We start from the raw sequence: 707 nt of genomic DNA, 5'->3' as shown, positions 1-707 counted from the left end.
TGCCGAACGCGCGCACCGCCGGCGTGCGCCGCGGATCGACCCGGAACAGGCCACGGCGCATGCCCAGCCAGGCGCGCCCCTGCGAATCGGCGACCAGCGCGCTGGACTCGGTGGCCGGCAGCCCGTCGGCCACCGCGTAGCGCTGGCTGCGCTGCCAGTGCGCGCCGGTGCGCCGCCACAGTTCCAGCCCGGACAGCCGATGCACCCACAGCGTGCGCGCGTCGGCGAAGGCGAACGACTGCACCTTCTCGCCGGCAAGTTCCGGCGGCGTGCGGAACTGCCCGGCCGCGCCGTCCCAGTGCTGGAACTGTTCGGCGGCGACCCACGGCGTGCCGTCCGGCGCCATCGCGAACGCCGCGATGTCGGTGCCGGCCAGACCGTGCTGGCCGCCGGGGAGGTTCTGCAGCACGTGGCCGTCGCCATCGCGCACCTGCACGCCGTAGCCCGGCGCGGCGATCCACAGCCGCTGGCGTGCGTCCAGTTGCAGCCAGGCCAGCGTGCCGTCCGGAATCGGATCGGCCTCGCCGGCGGCGCGGGTCCAGCGCTGCAGGGCGCCCCCGTCCAGCGGGCCGCGCAGCAGCGTGTTGCTGCCCCCCATCCACAACGCCCCGCGCGGGTCGTCCAGCACCGACAGCAAGCGCCCGCTGGGCGCACCGTTGGCCCAATGCGGTGCGCTCAGCGCACCGCTGGTGGTGTCGAGGCGGAAC

General features: G+C 75.5%; 1 pseudogene. It reads right to left on the bottom strand.

From position 1 onward, the window contains the following. Window positions 1-707 (bottom strand): annotated as a pseudogene (locus tag D588_RS25360) (histidine kinase); the annotation flags it as partial.

The sequence above is a fragment of the Xanthomonas sp. SHU 308 genome (genome assembly GCF_000364645.1).
GTDB classification, from domain to species: domain Bacteria; phylum Pseudomonadota; class Gammaproteobacteria; order Xanthomonadales; family Xanthomonadaceae; genus Xanthomonas_A; species Xanthomonas_A sontii.
This window is presented reverse-complemented; position numbering and strand designations above follow the sequence as displayed.